Here is a 14,685-nt window from a genome sequence, read left to right on the forward strand (position 1 = left end):
GCCTCAGGCCTGGCCACTGGCGTAGTAGACGAGCCGGTACTTGCCGATCTGGACCTCGTCACCGTTGTTCAGCGCGACCTCGTCGATCCGGTCGCGGTTCACGTAGGTGCCGTTCAGGCTGCCGACGTCGCGGACCTTGACCCCGGCCGGGTCGCGGCGGAACTCCGCGTGCCGGCGCGAGACGGTGACGTCGTCGAGGAAGATGTCGCTGTCGGGGTGCCGGCCGGCGGTGACCACGTCGACGTCGAGCAGGAACCGGCTGCCCGCGTTCGGGCCGCGCTGGACGATCAGCAGCGCCGACCCGGCCGGCAGCGCGCCGACGGCGGCCTCGTCCTCGGCGGTCAGTCCCTCACCGGCCAGCTCGATCCGCTCGGTGTCGGGCTCGGCGCTGATCGGGGTCAGCATCGCGGTGTCGGTGACGCCGGGGGCGGGCACCGGACGGTCCGCGCCAGGGAGCATCGTTCCGCACTGCGAGCAGAACCTGCTGCCCTCGGAGTTCTCGTGCCCGCACTGGTTGCAGAACGGCATGCTGTGATCCTCCCGATCGCCGGCGGTCCGGCGACGTTGTCGTAGATCCCCGTGATGACTGTCGTGGTGCAAGTGTGGACTGCGCCCTCAACCCTCGACCGGCGGTTGAGGCCGCAAACCTATCAGTCCGTAGCGCCTAGCTCGGGTCGAGCTGGCCCTTGTAGGTGTCGGCGTCCATCAGGGCCGCCACCTCCTCGTCGTCGTCGACGCGGATGTCGAGCAGCCAGCCCTCGCCGTACGGGTCGGTGTTGACCAGGTCGGGCTGGTCGGCCAGCGCCTCGTTGACGGCGGTGACGGTGCCGTTGACCGGGGCGAACAGGTCGCTGACCGACTTGGTCGACTCCAGCTCGCCGCAGGCGTCACCGGCCCGTACGACGGCCCCGACCTCGGGCAGCTGGACGTAGACGATGTCACCGAGCGCGTCCTGGGCGAAGTCGGTGATACCGACCCGCACCGGGCCTTCCTCGCCGGCCTTCACCCACTCGTGCTCGGCCGTGTACTTCAGGTCTTCGGGGTACACCTCGGGTCCTCTTTCGCTCAGGATCTACTTGGTCGGGCTGGGGGCCGGGCGAGCGTAGCGATGCTCCTCCGGCGCGTGCAAGGCGCTGACGGTCAGCTGCCGCAGCTCGGTCACCTCGGCGGTGCCACCGATCTGCGGACCGGTCACCTCGCTGACCAGGCCGCCGGGGAAGTTGGCCGCCTCGGCCAGGTTGTGCGACTCGCCGATCGCCTCGATCACGTACGGCGAAACCAGCTTCTCGCCGTCCACCCGGACACCGGGCGCGTCGTCGGTCAGGTCGGTGCTGGCCACCACCCGGACCTGGCCGTTGATCTGGATCGCCTCGGCGCCGGCGTCGCGCAGCTCCTCGATCGCGTCCAGCAGGTTGCCGGACGTCATCTTGCCGTCGGGGTCGTTCAGCGTGATCCGGACGCCCGGTCCCTGCGCGGGCAGCGTCCCGGCCAGGATGCTGAGCGTGCGGACCTGCTGCTCGGCCTGCTCGCGCGCGGTCTGGGCCTTGTCGGCGCTGGAGGACAGCGTGTTCTTGCGCTCCTCCAGCTCGGTGATCTCGCTCTCCAGCCGGCGGTTGTTCTGGTTCAGGCCGTCGAGGATCGCGATCAGGTCCTCGCGGCGGGCGTTCTGGTAGCCGTCGTCGGCGCGGTTCACGCGGACCTGGACGACCGCCGTGCAGGCCACCAGCGCCAGTACGACGGCCACGATCGCCTGGCCGCGGGACGGCTTGAAGCCGGCCTTCAGCCGGCGCAGCGCCAGGTTCGGGCCCTTGGCCCGGGGCTGCGGCATCGGCGTCGGGGCGACCGGGTGCGCCGGCTCGGCCGGCGTACCGCCGGTGTCCCTGGCTGCTTCCCCGGGCTCCGGAGCCGAGGCGCGGTGGTGGGCCTCGCCGCGGTGCTGCGGCGGGCGCTTCGGCTCCTCGGGCGGTCGCTGGTCGTCGCTCATCGTCAGGCCCGGAAGACGTGCCGGCGGATCGCGGCCATGTTGGTGAAGATCCGGATGCCGAGCACGACCACGACGCCGGTGGACAGCTGCGAGCCGACGCCGAGCTGGTCACCGAGGTACACGATCAGGGCCGCGATCAGCACGTTGGACACGAACGAGACGACGAACACCTTGTCGTCGAAGATGCCGTCCAGGAACGCGCGCAGCGCGCCGAAGACCGCGTCCAGCGCGGCGACGACGGCGATCGGCAGGTACGGCTGGGCCCAGTCGGGCACGTCGGGGGCGACCAGCAGGCCGATCACGACGCCGATCACCAGGCCGAGCACGGCGATCATTTCGGTCCCACCTTCGCGTACCGCAGCGCGATGGTGGCATCGGCTGGCACCAGCAAGGAGTCCTCCGTCGTGGTCGTCATCCGGACATCGAAGTTGCTCACCAGGTACTGCACCCACTGGCCGCCGGAGCTCTGCGCGAACCGGGCCGGCAGCGTGTTGGTGTCGCCGATCGCGAGCACCGTGTACGGCGGGTTGAGCGAGCTGTAGTCGACGGTGATCGCGCTGCCGGCGCCGCGGATCGCGGTCAGGCTGGTCAGCCGGTGGCCGTTCACCGCGATCGCCTCGGCGCCTGCGGTCCACAGCCCGTTGACCAGCTGCTGGAGGTCGACGTCGAGCAGCCGGCCCTCCTTGTCGTCGGCATTCTTGGCGTCGTCGACGACCACCTTGAGGCCGGGCCCGGTGACCGCGATCGAGCCGACCTGCAGCTCCAGGTCGTCGACCTTCTTCTGCAGCGCCGCGTCGGCCTCGCTCAGCGCGCCGGCCTGCAGCCCGCGCACCTCACCGGCCAGCGCGGTCTGCCGGTTGCGCAGGTCGTTCAGCCGGGTGTCGGCCTGCTCGACGCGCTCGACCAGCTCGTTGCGCTGCTTCTCGGCGGCCGGGGCGCTGCGGTAGTTCTGCGACGCGGCGATCGCCAGCAGGAAACCCAGGACGACGAACGCGACCACGAGCATGATCCGGTGCCGGGCCTTCTTCGGCCCGCCGGACAGCGGGCGCGCCCGTGCGCTGATCGCGTACCCCTCGTCGAGCGGGTGCGCCATCAGGTTGTTCAGCAGCGACATGGACGCGTCCACGCGCCGCTGCCCGGGCGGAGCTTGCTGAGTCACGATCTCCCCGGCTGCCCGCTGATCGGTTTGACGGTCTGGACCAGGTGCCGCAGCTGGACGAAGTACAGGGCCCCGGCCCAGTAGTACAGCGCCGTGCCCCAGATCGCGAACGCCCAGCCGAAGACGCGGGCCAGCAGGTTGAGCGTGCTGTCGCCGTCACCGAGCAGCAGCAGCGGGAAGGCGTAGAGCAGGCAGAAGGTCGCCGACTTGCCCAGGAAGTGCACCGGCAGCGCGTTGAAGCCGCGACGGTGCAGGGCCGGCAGCGTGAAGGTCAGCAGCAGGTCGCGCAGCGGCAGCGCGATCGCCAGCCACCACGGGATGATGTCGCGCAGCGCCAGGCCGAGCACGGTGGCGAAGATGTAGAGCCGGTCGGCGACCGGGTCGAGCATCTGGCCGAGCCGGGTGGTCTGGTTCATCCGGCGGGCGATCTGGCCGTCGGCCCAGTCGGTGAAGCCGGAGATGGCGAGCACCAGCAGCGCCCAGCCGTCCTCCTCCGGCCCGAGGATCAGCCACAGGAACAACGGCACCCCGAGCAACCGCACGAAGCTCAGTGCGTTCGGGATCGTCAGTACCCGGTCGGAGACCTCCACGTCCGGCACGCGACCCTCCCCCTTTGTCCTGTCAGCCCACCACTTCCGCCGGTAACTCTACTGGGGCAGGCGACCAGGTTTCGCTCGGGCCACACCGGGGAAGCCCTGAGATGCCCCTGACTGTGGAACGCGCCCGAACCGGTTCGGCTACGCGCGTCACCGACCGGTGACCTGATCGAGACCGGAGGGTGACTGCTTCGGCTCCTACTCTGTGGTGATGAAGTTCCTGATCCTGATCTACGGAAACCCCGAAGGCCGTGAACTGTGGAACCAGCTGTCGGAGGAGCAGCGGCGGGAGTCGATGGCTGGGTACGGCGAGCTCGAGGAGGCGCTGACCGCTCGCGGTGAGCTGCTGGCCAGCGAGTCGCTCGACGATCCGGGCCTGACCAAGCAGGTGCGGGTGCGGGAGGGGCGGGCGGTCACCACCGACGGGCCGTTCGCGGAGATCAAGGAGCAGCTGGCGGGCTTCTACCTGGTCGACTGCGCGTCGCTCGAGCGGGCCACCGAGATCGTCGCCCGGATTCCCGAGGCCGAGCACAGCATCGTCGAGATCCGCCCGGTCCGGGATCTGAGCGCACTGCAGTGAGTGCTGGTACGCCGGATCTCGAGGGCCTGCTCCGGGAGTTGGCCCCGCGGATCGTCGGGCCGCTCGTCCGGCGGTACGGCGGGTTCGACCTGTGCGAGGACGCCGCCCAGGAGGCGTTGCTGGCTGCTGCTCAGCAGTGGCCGCGCGACGGCGTACCCGATCAGCCGCTGAACTGGCTGATCACCGTCGCGTCCCGGCGCCGGATCGAGCTGCTGCGCAGTGAGAACGCCCGCCGGCAACGCGAGGACGCGGTCGCCGCCGCGGATGTGCCCGAGGTCTCGGCCCCCGAGACCGACGACTCGCTCACGCTGCTCTTCCTCTGCTGCCACCCCGCGCTCACTCCCCCGTCGCAGATCGCGCTCACCCTGCGCGCCGTCGGCGGCCTCACCACGGCCGAGATCGCCCGCGCCTTCCTGGTGCCCGAGGCAACCATCGGCCAGCGGATCAGCCGGGCCAAGGCGACCATCAAGTCCGGCGGCGCCACCTTCCGGATGCCGGCCGCCGAGGAGCTCGGCGAGCGCCTGGCCGCCGTACTGCACGTGCTCTACCTGATCTTCAACGAGGGCTACACCGCCAGCTCCGGCGAGACCCTGCACCGCGTCGAGCTGAGCACCGAGGCGATCCGCCTGACCCGCCAGCTGCACGCGCAGCTCCCGGCCGAGGGCGAGGTCAGCGGCCTGCTCGCGCTGATGCTGCTCACCGACGCGCGCCGTCCCGCCCGCACCTCGGAGACCGGCGCCCTGATCCCGCTCCCCGACCAGGACCGCACCCGCTGGCACCACGATTTCATTGCCGAAGGCACCGACCTGATCAGTACGACGCTCCGCACCGCGCCCGTCGGCCCGTACCAGCTGCAGGCCGCGATCGCCGCCGTGCACGCCGAGACCCTGGACGCCGCCACCACCGACTGGCGCCAGATCCTCGTCCTCTACGAGCTGCTCGAGACGCTCTCCCCCGGCCCGATCGTCACGCTGAACCGCATCGTCGCCGTCGCGATGGTGCACGGCCCACGAACCGGCCTCGACCGCCTCGATCGTGCGACCGAGGACCCGGCGCTGGCGAGCCACTACCGGACGACCGCCGTACGGGCGCACCTGCTCGAACTGGCCGGCGACCTCGACGCCGCGCGGACGGCGTACGAGGAGGCGGCCCGGCAGACCCAGTCGCTCCCGGAGCAGCAGTACCTCAGCGCGCAGGCCGCTCAGCTGGTGAAGGGATCGGCGCCATAGCCAGCTCCTGGTAGATGGCCGCGGCCTGCTCGCTGTACTTGGCCGCGCGGCCGTCGGGATCGCCCAGCGCCCGGTGGGCATGCCCGAGGCCGACCAGCGCCCGCGCCTGCTGGCCGCCCGACGAGACCGCACCGGCGACCGCGAGCGCGTCGGTGAAGAGCGTGATCGCGTCGGCGTACCGGCCTTGCTCGTGCGCGGCCTCGCCCAGACCGCTCAGCGACGCCGCTTCGGCGTCGCGCGCTCCGATCCGCCGGAAGATCGGCAGCGATTGCTCGAAGTACTCGATCGCGCGCTCCGGGCGGCCCGCCCAGATCTCGAGCTCGCCGAGGGCGTCCAGCGCGCCACCCTCACCACCCTGGCTGCCGAGCTCGCGGTAGAGCAGCAGACCGGCCTTGAACTGCGCCCGGGCGGCGTCGTGGTCGCCGAGCCGCATCGTGACCACGCCGACGGCGAGCTCGGCGCGGGCCTCGCCCAGCCGGTGACCGATCTGCCGGAACAGGTCCGGGGCGCGACCGGCGTACTGGGCGGACCGCTCCAGGTCACCGACGAACTCGTAGACGACCGCGAGATTGGTCAGCACCGCCGCCTGGCCGTCGAGATTGCCGAGCTGCTCGTACAGGGCGAGCGCGGCGTGCAGGGTCTCGAGCGCCTCGGGGTAGTGCGCGGTGCGTTTGTGGACGTTGGCGAGGTTGGACAGGATCAGCGCCTGGCCGTCCAGGTCGCCGATCTGCTCGAATGCGGCCAGCCCTCGCCGGAAGTGGTCGGCGCTGCGCTCCCAGTCGTTGGTCTGGGTGTAGTAGTTGCCCAGGTGGTTCAGTGCGGACGCCGTACCGACCGGGTCGTCGATCGCCGCGAAGGAGCGCAGCGCCAGCTCCAGCCACTCCAGCACCTCGTGGGACTTGGTCAGCTGCGAGTGGAAGGTGCCCAGGTTCAGCGCCGCGTAGGCCTCGCTCTCCGCGTCGTTCCTGACGCGGGCGGCCCGGTAGGCGTGCTGCAGGATCGTCCCGGCACCGGTCCCCAGGTTGGTGACCAGGTACCGGCTCAGCGTCCTGGCGAGCAGCGAGGTGTAGTCCGGCCAGTCGTGCTCGGCCGCGTGTACGGCGGTGGCCACCAGGTTCGAGTGCTCGGTCTCCAGCCAGGCCAGGGCCTGCTCGGACGCGGCCAGGACCGGTGTCGGGCTGGACGGAGTGGGCACCTTCGGCCGGTGCGCTGCCTGCGACGGGTGCAGGACATCCATGGACCGCGCGGCGGTGCCGAGGTACAGGTCGAACAGGCGGGTCAGCGCCGCCTGGCGATCGGTCCGGCGTTCCTCGTCAGCAGCCTTCGCAGCGCCGTACACGCGGACCAGGTCGTGGAACGCGTAGCGATCGGAGGCGGTCCGGATCAGGAGGTTGTCGCGCTGCAGGTCGTCCAGCACCTGCTCGGCCGTCAGCAGGTCGCTGTCGGTCAGTGCCGCGGCGGCGTACGCGTCGAAACCCTGGCCGGGGTGCAGTGCGAGCAGTCTGAGCATCCGGCGGTGCTCGGCCGGGAGGTGCTCGTACGACAGGTCCAGCGCGACCTCTACCGCGTCGTCGATGCGGTGGCTGCGGTGCCGCTCGTCGAGGCGGTCGGCGTGGTCGGTCAGGGTCCAGCCGGTCGTCGTACCGATGTGGGCGGTGACCAGGCTGAGTGCCAGCGGCAGGAAGCCGCAGCGGTGGGCGATGCGCTCGGCGGCTGTCGGGTCCTCGCCGACGGGCATGGCGGGGAGGTGGCGGGTCAGGTAGCCGACCGCTTCGTCGCGGCTGAACACGTCGATCTCGAAACGGGTCGTCCCGGGCAGCGTGCTGAGACTGCGGCGGCTGGTGATCATGGTCAGGCAGCCGGGAGTCTGCGGCAGCAGCGGGCGGACCTGCTCCTCGGTCGCCGCGTTGTCGAGGACGACGAGAGTGCGGGTGCCGGTGAGGCGTTCCCGGTAGAGCGCCGTACGAGCTGCCAGGCCGTGCGGGATCTTGCCGGCTGGCACGCCTAGCCGGCGCAGGAAACCGTCCAGTACGGCAGCTGGGTCGGCCGGAGGCTGCTGGGGATCCAGGAAGAAGCCGCGCAGGTTCACGAACAGCACGCGCTCGAACGGCTCGTCCTCCGCCAGCAGGTGCCCGGCGTGGACTACGAACCGGGTCTTGCCGACTCCTGCCATCCCCTCGATCGCAGAAATGACCACTGCGTTGCCGTCGGCCTGGCTGGCGACCAGTAGGGCGCGCAGCCGGTCCAGCTCGGCAGCGCGCCCGGTGAAGCCGACCAGGTCCTCCGGCAGCACCTGGTCGACACTCACGTGCGCCGACGCCGCGGTCTCCCCGGCCACCACGCGCAGCGCGTGCTGCCAGCGCGCCACGTACCCGGAGTCCGGGTGCAGCGCCTGCACGATCTCCAGCAGCAGCTCGGTGTCGATCCGCCGCCGGCCGAGCCGGAAACAGTCGGCCACCGTCGACTTCCGCGCGGGCTGCCCGCTCCGCTCGGCGATCCGGCGCGCGATCACGTCGTACGACGGGTTGCCGCCCCAGACCTTCAGCGCCCGCAGCTGCTCGACCAACTGGTCGAGGTCCGTGACGCCGTCGGGATCGGGCAGCTCGTTCACCCGGGCCACTCTATGCGCGCGGCAGCGGGCCGGCACCGGGTATCTCGCTGCTTGAGGTCAGAGCATCACGGACCGTCTCGCTGAGTGAGGTCAGAGCAGGAGGACGACTTTCGCCCGGGCGTGCTCGACCTCAAGGTAGCGGATCGCCTCGGCCGCCTGGTCGAACGGGTACTCGCGGTCGATCGCCGCCACCACCTTGCCGGTCTCGGCCAGGTCGGCCAGCGTGCGCAGGTTGTCCGCACGCGGGACGGCGTCGAGCACCGAGATGCTGTGGCGCTTCACGAACCTCTCGGCGAACTTGCCCCGGACGATCAGGCCCACCGGACCGATCAGGCTCCCGCCCTTCGAGACTCCGCCGCCGGAGAGCACGAGCCGGCCTCCCGGTTTCAACGCCCGCCGCAGCTCGCGCAGCTTGCGGTTGCCGACGAGATCCAGCAGTACGTCGTACCGGGTCTGGCCGCGAGTGAAGTCGTCGGTCGTGTAGTCGATGACGTGATCGGCGCCGAGCTCGCGGAGCAGCGCGACGTTGCGCGTGCTGCAGACCGCCGTCACCTCCACGCCGTACGCCTTCGCAATCTGTACGGCGAAGGTCCCGACGCCGCCGGACGCTCCGTTCACGAGCAGGTGCTGACCGGCCTCCAGGTCACGCAGCCCCATCAGCGCGGTGTTGGCCGCGAGCGGGAACGCGGCTGCCTGCTCGAAGCTGAGCGCGGACGGCAGGTGCGCGACGACGGTCTGCGGCGCGCACACGTACTCCGCGAACGCGGCCTGCGCCTCGCCGAAGACGGCGTCGCCGGGCTTGAACGTCGTGACGCCCCGGCCGACCGCCTCGACGACGCCGGCGAAGTCGGTACCGCGAACCGGCTGGTTGGGGCCGTGGCGGCCGAAGGTCTTCTTGTCCATCAGGCGGGCGACGTACGGGTCGCCGCGCATCAGGTGCCAGTCGCGCGCGTTGACGGCGGCAGCCCGGACCTTGACCAGGACGTCGCTCGCGCCTGGTACCGGCTGGTCGATCTCGCGGACCGCGAGCACGTCGGGTGCGCCGTACCGGTCCTGAACAATGGCTTTCATCCAAACCCCCACCTCGAGCCCCCAGGCCGCACTTCGACCCTAGGGACGCGGGGGGTGCCCGCGCATCGGGGAGAAACCCCGAGCCGACCCTCTGTCAGGGCCAGGGTGTCGCGTTGGCCGCGAACTCCTCGGGGTCGGAGTGCACCGGGATGACGCACAGCAGCTGACCGCCGGGGACCTGCATCGTGTTGCAGCCCTGCCAGCTCCCGACCTGCTGCGCGCCGAGCTCGGTGAGCCGCGCCGTCTCGGCGGCGACGTCGTCGGTCTCGATGTCGAGGTGGTAGCGGGACTCGCCCTCTTCGAGCACTTGGACGGCGGTCACGAGGTTCGGCACGGCCTTGTGGAGGCTGATGTACTGCGGCTCGCCGGGCGGGCTGCTCGTGGTGACGCCGAGCGCGGCACTCCAGAACTCAGCGGCCCGCGGCGCCTGGTCGGCCGGAACGTCGATCAGCAAGGTGGAGACGCGACTCTTGTGCATACCTGGTGATCGTAGTCAGCTCAGGAGCATCGTGAGGTAGGTGTCGAGCCGCTCCGCCGCGAGCTGCGTCGTCAGCTCCGGGCGGCCCATCTGGCGCCAGACCTGCGCCACCGGCCCGAGATCCTCCGAGAACGACAGCGCGTCGCGGATCAGCCAGTACGTGTGGTCGTCTTCATCCGCCAGCACGCCCCCGGCCTTCTCGTACGCCGCCACGAAACGCGGCGCCCACTCCGGACCGTGGAGCAGCGCGAGATTCGTGCAGCAGTGCGCGACGTCGAGATCCGCCGGGCCCCAGCAGGCGCCGGCCCAGTCGACGACGCCGCTGATCTCCGCGTCGTCGTCGAAGAGCACGTTCCCGGGGTGAAAGTCTCGGTGCAGGAAGCACCCGTCGTACTCGGGTTTGGGTGCGCGGATCACGTCGATCGCCCGCCGCCAGACGTCTGCGTCGCCGTCGTCGGGGACCACCACCGTCTCCGCGGTCGTCCACGTCTTGAACTCCGGCAACCGCTCGGCGAGCTGCGTTCGATGGATCCACACCAACTGCTCGGCCAGCAGGAGAAGTCGAGCCTCCAGCCCGGCGTCGACGTACACGGGTCGGCCGGGCAGGTGTGTCATCAGCAGCGACATGTGCTCCTTGGCATCAACCGCAATCAGCTCGGGCGCCGTCACGCCGCCTCCGACCAGCAGCCTCAGCGCGGTGCTCTCGCGTTCCAGATCCTCTACCGCGTAGTCCGCACCGACGTAGGTCCGGAGCACCAGGTCACGCCCCGGCTCGACGTGCAACCGCCGCATCGCGGCGGTCAACCCACCGTGCAGCACCTCGACGCCGGTCACCCGCTCCCCGCCCGGCAACTGCCGCTCCACCCAGGCCATCGTCCCCGGCTCGATCATCAGCTCAGCCAACACTGCCCGGGCGACTGCGCCAACTGATTTACGCGCCTTCTGCAGCTGGCGACACGCCCTCACGCGCCTTCTGCAGCTGGCGATGCGCCCGCTGCAGCCGACGTCGCGTCGACAACCGCCGTACCCGAAGCTGCCGGGCCCTCGCCAGCGAATGCCTCGCCGGACAGGCGATGTGCCGCCGCTGAACGGCCAGCAAGTGCCGCCGCGCGAACCGCAGATGCCGATGAGCCGCCAACCGATGCCGCTGCCGGTGCGCAGCCAGCAGATGCCGCCGAGCACACACGAGCTGGTCCTCGACCAGATCAGTCATAACTCGCTTCGATCCACCACTGCGTGTTCCGAACCGCAGCCAGCCAGGCCCGCCCGTCCGCGGTCACCAACTGAAACCGCGCCAGCCGATTCTCCGCCTCCGCGTCCCACCACCGCTCGTCCACCGGCCACGGCCCCGCCCACGCCGTCACCGGGTACAACTTGTTGCTATCAGCAACCTGAGCCCCCGCCACCCACCGAAACACCGAAGGCACCCCCGACAAGGCCCCCCGAGCGCTGACCGTCACCGGCCGCCCGTCCCCCGCCAACACCTCAACAGCATGCGGAACCGGATAAACCAACGCCGGCACCGGCACCGGCCACCCCGAAGTACCCCCCAAAGCCAACGGAGTCCACGTAGGCGGAGGCCGCCGAAAAAGCTCCTCCTCGTCGTACCAGCTGGCCCCACCGTCCACATCCCCAGCAGAACCAAGCCCCACCTTCCCAGACACAACCTCCGCAGCCTCTCCCGACCAACCCTCTGCAGCTGAACCGAACACAGCATCCGCAGGAGCAGAAGAAATCTCCGCCGGAGCAACCGCAGGCGCACCACCTGTGGCCACACCAAGCGCACCCCGCGCAGGTACGAGCTGCACGGGCGCGGCTTCGTTGGATGCAGCCGGCGCGGGCTCGTCCGAGGCGAGCACGGCCAGTGCTGGCACAAGCTGCACTGGTCCAGCACTCGCAGGTGCCACGGAAGTGAGCGCGGTGTCTGCGGGTACGACGGAAGCGAGTGTGGTTGTAGCGGATGCAGGCCGCGCCGGTGTGGTGGCCGCGGGTAAAGCGGTGGTGAGTGTGACTGAGGCAGGCCGGGCGGGTGCGGCGTTTGTGGGTGGCACGGAGGTGAGCGCGGCGGGGGTGGGGGCAGGCTGCGGGAGTGGTGTGGTGTCTTCGGGTGGAGGTACCAGGTGCACGGTGGGCGGGCGGAGGAGGGTGATGGTGGAACGGGTGGGGCTGGGCTCTGGCTCGGGGGTGGGGAGGTTGGGTTGGCCGGGTAGGGCGCCTGGCCACGGCGACGTCGGGTCGCGGACTGGGATGAGGGGGTCGCCCCAGGGGATGTGGGATTGGCGGTCTTTGTAGCTTCGGCCGCCGGTGATGACGGGGGTGACGACTGCGCCGTGGCCGAGCATGCTTTGGACTCGGGAGAGGGCTCGGTGGATGCGTTCGTCGGGGCCGGTGCCCCAGAGGGTGTCGGCGTGGGCGCCGACCGGGTCCACGCGTTCGGGGATGAGGCGGAGGCGGGTCACGGGTGAGGTGAGGTCGGCGGTGCCGCTGCCTTGGAGTTGCCAGCGGACGCGGTCGACGATGTCGGTGGGGGCGAACCAGCGGGGGTGCAACCACTCGCGTTCGTGGACGCGGCCGGAGTCCGTGCCGACCTCCAGGCGGAGGGTGGTGCAGACCAGGCCGAGCGCGGTCAGGCGGGCGACCAACTCGTCGGCGACTGTACGGACCGCGAACGCGACCTGGTCGACGCGGTCGACGGGTGGTTCGAAGTCGAGGGTGCGGATCAGCTCGGGCGGGACCTCGCGGGCGACCACCGCGCGGTCGTCGTCGCCGCGGGCCAGGCGGTGCGCGAAGGCGCCGTCGGGGCCGAAGCGGGTGAGCACCTCGGTCGGTGGGAGCTGGGCGAAGGCGCCGAGCGATCGCAGGCCGAGCCGGCGCAGCAGGTCGGTGAGCTCGGGGCGTTCCAGCGTGTCGACGGTGAGCGGCGCCAGGAACTCGGCCGACCCGCCGGGCGGGATCACCCGTACCCGGGTCTGCGCCGACGCGGCGCGCGCGGCCTGTTCCGCGGCGAACGGGCCGTCGGCGATCCCGACCCGTCCACCCGGTACGTCGTACGTCTCGAGCCGGTCGAGCAGCTTCTCCGCGGCGGCCGGCTCGCTGCCGTAGAACCGGCTCGGGCCGCGGGCCTTCAGCGCGCACATGCCGGGCCGGATCACCTGGGTGCCGGGGGTGAGCGCCTCCAGGCAGCTGATCACCGGGTCGAACGCCCGCGCGTCGATCACCGGGTCGTACTTGAGCACCAGCAGCTCCGGGCACCGCGACTGGGCGTCCCGCGCGCGCAACCCACGCCGTACGCCCTGGGCCCGGGCGGAAGCCGAGCTGGCCAGCACCCGGCCCTTCGACAGCACCGCCACGGGCTCCTCCGCCGAAACCCCTTCCCCAGAAGCCGCCGCCAGCACCGGCCAGTCCGGCACCCACACCACCATCGTCCGCACACCCATCAGCCGACCGCCTCCCACAGCTGGGGCGCCCACTTGCAGGCAGGACGAACCGTCGCCTCCTCCGAACCCGGCGCCCACACCACCACCGCCATCAGCCGACCGCCTCCCGCAGCCGGCGCACCCGCATGCGAGCAGAACGAGCCGCCGCCTCCACCAAACCGGCCCGCGGGCCATCGAGGTGTGGCACGCACCGGGTGAGCCGGTGTCCCCCGCCGAGGCGCTGGGCCAGCGGCGAGAACGCGATCACGCCGACCGGCGTCCACACCGCCATCAGCTGACCGCCTCCTGCAACCAGCTCGCGGGTTTGTCGGCCGGGCGAGCAGTCTCCTCCACCGTCCGGATGGTTCCGTCCATCGCCGGCAGCCAGAGCTGATGCTGCTGAGGACGCACCGCGGCCCCGCGCCCGGTGACCGCCACGGTCGCCTGCCGCGCCGTCAGCTGCCCCTCGCCGGCTCCCAGCCCGCTCCACGTGCTGGCCTGGACCTCCAGCCGCGCCTCGCTCCCCGGCCAGGACCCGACAGCGATCAGCATCGCCCCACGCGTCCGCAGCCGCGCGGACAACCGCGAGGCCTCCCCCGGCGTGACCTCGCCCGGCGGCCGGACCACCACCACGGTCAGCGCGTCGACCAGCGCGGCGACCACGCTCAGCCAGTCGTGCCGTGGGTCGGGGACGAGCACCAGCCGCTCGAGGTCGACCCCGAGACCGCGCGCCGCCTCGGCACCGAACGACGGCATCCCGACCACGCCGCACCAGGCGCCCTCGGCGGACGGCCCGGCCATCATCGCCATCACCAGCGCGCTGGAGCCGCGCACGGAGTACACCGCACCACCGCGCAAGGCGCCGGACAGCAGCTCGGAGATCGCGGGCAGCGTCGGCAGCGTCCGCTCGGTGGTGGCGGTGTCGAGCGCCTGCTGGACCCGCGTCTCCGTGGTCCGCGGCGCCGGCACGGTCCGCGCCGGAAGCGTGGACAGCGCGGAGTCAGCGGCCTGCGCCGCCTTCTGCGCCTGCGCCCGGGCCAGCAGGTCCCGCGCCTGATCGGCTGCTGTCGATGTCCCCGTCACCCCTCTATGTTCGAACACCTGTTCGACTCATGTCAATCGGAGTGTCCGGACCCGGCCACCTAGACTCCCGCACGGACGATCCACCGCGGAAAGGACCCCATGAAGATCGAGGCAGAGGTCGTGCAGCACCACCTGGACCTCGCCCACTGGCTCGGCACCGAGGCCGACGGACAGCTGCTCGAGGCCTTCCGGCAGATGCATCGGCCCGACTTCACCCTGGTCACCATCGACGGCACGCAGCTCGACCTGGGCGCACTCGTCACAGCACTGGCCCTAGCAGGCAACGCAGCGCCTGGTCTCACGATCGCGATCGAGGAGTTCACCCAGGTAGCCCAGACCGACGAGCTGACGATCTGCCGGTTCCTGGAGCGCCACTCGATCGGGCAATCCCGCCGCGTCACCGCCGTACTGACGCCTGACGAGTCCGCCCGGTACGGCGTGCGCTGGTTGAGCGTTCACGAGACGGCCCTAGGCTGAG

General features: G+C 71.1%; 16 protein-coding genes. 3 read left to right on the plus strand and 13 right to left on the minus strand.

Going from position 1 to position 14,685, the window contains the following annotated elements; translation table 11 throughout:
• Positions 1–3: 3 nt before the first annotated feature.
• From AB0M01_RS29615 to AB0M01_RS29640, 6 genes are all read right to left on the minus strand, one after another.
• Positions 4–528: an FHA domain-containing protein gene (locus tag AB0M01_RS29615; protein ID WP_363675243.1), complete on the minus strand. Its 525-nt coding sequence runs from the start codon at positions 526–528 to the stop codon at positions 4–6.
• A gap of 136 nt (positions 529–664) precedes the next feature.
• Complete coding sequence (gcvH, locus tag AB0M01_RS29620) at positions 665–1,048, minus strand: glycine cleavage system protein GcvH (protein WP_363675245.1); 384 nt, start codon at positions 1,046–1,048, stop codon at positions 665–667.
• Positions 1,049–1,072: 24 nt separating this feature from the next.
• Positions 1,073–1,984, minus strand: coding sequence for a DUF881 domain-containing protein (locus AB0M01_RS29625; protein WP_363675247.1), 912 nt, complete (start codon positions 1,982–1,984; stop codon positions 1,073–1,075).
• A 2-nt stretch (positions 1,985–1,986) separates the two neighbouring features.
• Entirely contained in the window at positions 1,987–2,319 is a 333-nt protein-coding gene (locus AB0M01_RS29630) for a small basic family protein (protein ID WP_077016542.1), read from the minus strand.
• Positions 2,316–3,098 (minus strand): DUF881 domain-containing protein, encoded by a 783-nt coding sequence (locus tag AB0M01_RS29635; protein ID WP_363675249.1) that lies wholly within the window; start codon positions 3,096–3,098, stop codon positions 2,316–2,318. The genes AB0M01_RS29630 and AB0M01_RS29635 overlap by 4 nt, the downstream gene beginning before the upstream one ends.
• Before the next feature lie 41 nt (positions 3,099–3,139).
• Entirely contained in the window at positions 3,140–3,742 is a 603-nt protein-coding gene (locus tag AB0M01_RS29640) for a CDP-alcohol phosphatidyltransferase family protein (RefSeq protein ID WP_363675251.1), read from the minus strand.
• A 208-nt stretch (positions 3,743–3,950) separates the two neighbouring features.
• Between AB0M01_RS29640 and AB0M01_RS29645 the strand changes: the two genes are divergently transcribed.
• The gene (locus tag AB0M01_RS29645) at positions 3,951–4,319 is read left to right on the plus strand and encodes a YciI family protein (RefSeq protein WP_363675253.1); all 369 of its coding nucleotides are present in this window, start codon (positions 3,951–3,953) and stop codon (positions 4,317–4,319) included.
• Positions 4,316–5,548 (plus strand): DUF6596 domain-containing protein, encoded by a 1,233-nt coding sequence (locus AB0M01_RS29650; RefSeq protein ID WP_363675255.1) that lies wholly within the window; start codon positions 4,316–4,318, stop codon positions 5,546–5,548. The genes AB0M01_RS29645 and AB0M01_RS29650 overlap by 4 nt, the downstream gene beginning before the upstream one ends.
• Here AB0M01_RS29650 and AB0M01_RS29655 read toward each other — a convergent pair.
• The 7 genes from AB0M01_RS29655 to AB0M01_RS29685 all read right to left on the minus strand — a co-directional run bounded on the left by AB0M01_RS29655 (position 5,505) and on the right by AB0M01_RS29685 (position 14,207).
• Complete coding sequence (locus tag AB0M01_RS29655) at positions 5,505–8,159, minus strand: tetratricopeptide repeat protein (protein WP_363675257.1); 2,655 nt, start codon at positions 8,157–8,159, stop codon at positions 5,505–5,507. The two genes, AB0M01_RS29650 and AB0M01_RS29655, sit on opposite strands and share 44 nt — an antisense overlap.
• Before the next feature lie 90 nt (positions 8,160–8,249).
• On the minus strand, positions 8,250–9,230 hold the full coding sequence (locus AB0M01_RS29660; RefSeq protein ID WP_363675259.1) for an NAD(P)-dependent alcohol dehydrogenase: 981 nt from the start codon (positions 9,228–9,230) through the stop codon (positions 8,250–8,252).
• A 94-nt stretch (positions 9,231–9,324) separates the two neighbouring features.
• Complete coding sequence (locus AB0M01_RS29665; RefSeq protein ID WP_363675261.1) at positions 9,325–9,708, minus strand: VOC family protein; 384 nt, start codon at positions 9,706–9,708, stop codon at positions 9,325–9,327.
• Between the two features lie 15 nt (positions 9,709–9,723).
• Positions 9,724–10,599 carry an aminoglycoside phosphotransferase family protein gene (locus tag AB0M01_RS29670; RefSeq protein ID WP_363675263.1) on the minus strand — a complete coding sequence of 292 codons (876 nt, stop codon included), beginning with the start codon at positions 10,597–10,599 and terminating at the stop codon, positions 9,724–9,726.
• A 314-nt stretch (positions 10,600–10,913) separates the two neighbouring features.
• Positions 10,914–13,145, minus strand: a complete 2,232-nt coding sequence (locus AB0M01_RS29675; RefSeq protein WP_363675265.1) for a hypothetical protein — start codon at positions 13,143–13,145, stop codon at positions 10,914–10,916.
• A 91-nt stretch (positions 13,146–13,236) separates the two neighbouring features.
• Complete coding sequence (locus AB0M01_RS29680; protein WP_363675267.1) at positions 13,237–13,416, minus strand: hypothetical protein; 180 nt, start codon at positions 13,414–13,416, stop codon at positions 13,237–13,239.
• On the minus strand, positions 13,416–14,207 hold the full coding sequence (locus tag AB0M01_RS29685) for a hypothetical protein (RefSeq protein ID WP_363675269.1): 792 nt from the start codon (positions 14,205–14,207) through the stop codon (positions 13,416–13,418). The genes AB0M01_RS29680 and AB0M01_RS29685 overlap by 1 nt, the downstream gene beginning before the upstream one ends.
• A gap of 99 nt (positions 14,208–14,306) precedes the next feature.
• On the opposite strand from AB0M01_RS29685, the gene AB0M01_RS29690 reads away from it, so the two are divergent.
• Positions 14,307–14,684, plus strand: coding sequence for a hypothetical protein (locus AB0M01_RS29690; RefSeq protein ID WP_363675271.1), 378 nt, complete (start codon positions 14,307–14,309; stop codon positions 14,682–14,684).
• The last annotated feature ends 1 nt before the right edge of the window (position 14,685 follow it).

This window comes from Kribbella sp. NPDC051770 (genome assembly GCF_040681455.1).
Lineage (GTDB): Bacteria > Actinomycetota > Actinomycetes > Propionibacteriales > Kribbellaceae > Kribbella.